Origin of the sequence: Kitasatospora sp. NPDC057015 (genome assembly GCF_042673745.1) — a bacterium.
GTDB lineage: Bacteria > Actinomycetota > Actinomycetes > Streptomycetales > Streptomycetaceae > Kitasatospora.
On the sequence record NZ_JBHUSG010000130.1, the window covers coordinates 1 to 1,921 of the forward strand.

Here is a 1,921-nt window from a genome sequence, read left to right on the forward strand (position 1 = left end):
GGGTGGCGTGCCGCTGCTGGCCGAGGAGGGCGAGCGCGCCCACGCCATGGCCGCCGCCGTCCTCGGACACCCGGAAGCCGGCCCGCTGTTCACCCCGGGCGCCGGCGAGGCCGAGCAGACCTACATCTGGCAGGACCCCGAGACCGGGATCTGGTGCCGGGCCCTGCTGGACATGTCCAGCCCGCTCCAGATCACCGACCTCAAGACCACCTCGGACGCCAGCCTGGAGGGCATCCAGAAGTCGGTCTACCAGTACGGCTACCACCAGCAGGACCAGTGGTACCGGGACGCCGTCCAGGCGATCGAGGGCGTCCGGCCCGAGTTCCGGCTGGTGTTCGTCGACAAGCGCCCGCCGCACCCGGTGACCGTCGTCGAGCTGGACGAGGGCGCGCAGATCCTCGGCGCCGCCCGCAACGCCCGGGCCCGCCGCATCTACGCCGAGTGCACGCGGACCGGCAACTGGCCCGGCCACGCCGACGGCATCACCACCATCTCCCTGCCCCGCTGGGGCGAGACCCACGACGCGATGGAGTACCTGTGAGCCTGCCCGCGCCCAAGCGCACCCCCCAGCAGCCCCAGCAGCAGGCCGAGTTCGGCGATGAGTTCGTCTTCCGGCCCGCGACGAAGGAGCAGGCCAGGATCCGCATGGCGATCCAGGGCGTGTCCGGCTCCGGCAAGACCTGGACCTCCCTCGCTCTGGCCCACGGCCTGGGCGGGCGGTTCGCCGTCATCGACACCGAGCGCGGCGCCGCCAGCAAGTACGTCGGCATCGGCGGCGTTCAGTTCGACGTCCTCCAGATGAGCTCCTTCGACCCCCGGAAGCTCGTCAAGGCGCTTGCCGCCGCATCCGCGGCCGGATACGACACCGTGCTGATCGACAGCCTGTCGCACTTCTGGTCGGGCACCGAGGGCACTCTCCAGCAGGTCGACAGGGCCAAGGCGAAGTTCAACGGCAACTCCTTCGGCGGCTGGAAGGAAGGCACCCCGCTGCAGAACGAGATGGTGGACGCGCTCCTCGCCTACCCGGGCCACGTCATCGCCACGATGCGGGCGCACACCGAGTGGGTGCTCCAGAAGAACGAGCGGGGCAAGACCGAGCCCATTGCCATGGGGATGCGCGCCGAGCAGAGGCGCGGCGTGGAGTACGAGTTCGACGTCGTCGCCTCGATGGACCGGGACAACGTCCTCACCGTGCTCAAGTCCCGCTGCCCGAAGTTCACCAGGGCGGTCATCCGGGAGCCCGACGGCATGGCCCTCGCCGCCGACTTGCTGGCCTGGCTTCAGGACGGCGCCCCCGCCGCGGATCCTGCGGATTTCATCAACCGCGCAACCGCCGAGGACGCCACCTACGAGGGCCTACTGGCCCTGTACGGAGAGGTCGAGGCCGCATCCCTGCTGGCCTCCCCGATGCTCCACCCCGAGACCGGCGAGCCGACCAACCTCGGCGACGTCATCAAGGCCCGCGGCAGCGCCCTCCGCGCCCCCGCCGCCTGAGGCTCCACCGCATGCCGGTCCCGCCGGCCGGTGACCAGACCCGGCCGGCGGGACCCCCAACCACCAGCGACAACACCTCTGAGGAGACATCCATGTCCAACCCCGTCCGCACCCAGCGCCGCCGCACCAAGGGCTGGCGCAAGCCCGAAGGCGCGGTGATCGTCAGCCGCCCGTCCCGCTTCGGCAACCCCTGCAGGGTCGGCCTGATGCAGGAGATGGGCTACGACGACCCGCACGCCGCCGCAGCTGCCAACTACGAGACGTGGCTGCGCGGCAATCGCTACGACGCCCCCACCGACGACGCTGACCAGCGGCGCGAACGGATCCTCGCCGATCTGCCGACCCTGCGCGGCCGGGACCTCGCCTGCACCTGCCAATCCGACCAGGCGTGCCACGCCGACGTCCTGCTGCGGCTGGCCAACCTGCC

The 1,921-nt window shown here is 71.2% G+C and carries 3 protein-coding genes; all 3 read left to right on the forward strand.

Annotated elements, in window-relative coordinates; genetic code table 11:
* Positions 1–541 (forward strand): PD-(D/E)XK nuclease-like domain-containing protein (locus tag ACFTWP_RS41530; protein WP_380270372.1); only part of this gene is annotated, 541 nt, incomplete at its 5' end.
* Positions 538–1,494: an ATP-binding protein gene (locus tag ACFTWP_RS41535; protein WP_380270373.1), complete on the forward strand. Its 957-nt coding sequence runs from the start codon at positions 538–540 to the stop codon at positions 1,492–1,494. The genes ACFTWP_RS41530 and ACFTWP_RS41535, both read left to right, overlap by 4 nt.
* Before the next feature lie 92 nt (positions 1,495–1,586).
* On the forward strand, positions 1,587–1,921 hold a 335-nt coding region (locus ACFTWP_RS41540; RefSeq protein WP_380270374.1), incomplete at its 3' end, for a DUF4326 domain-containing protein.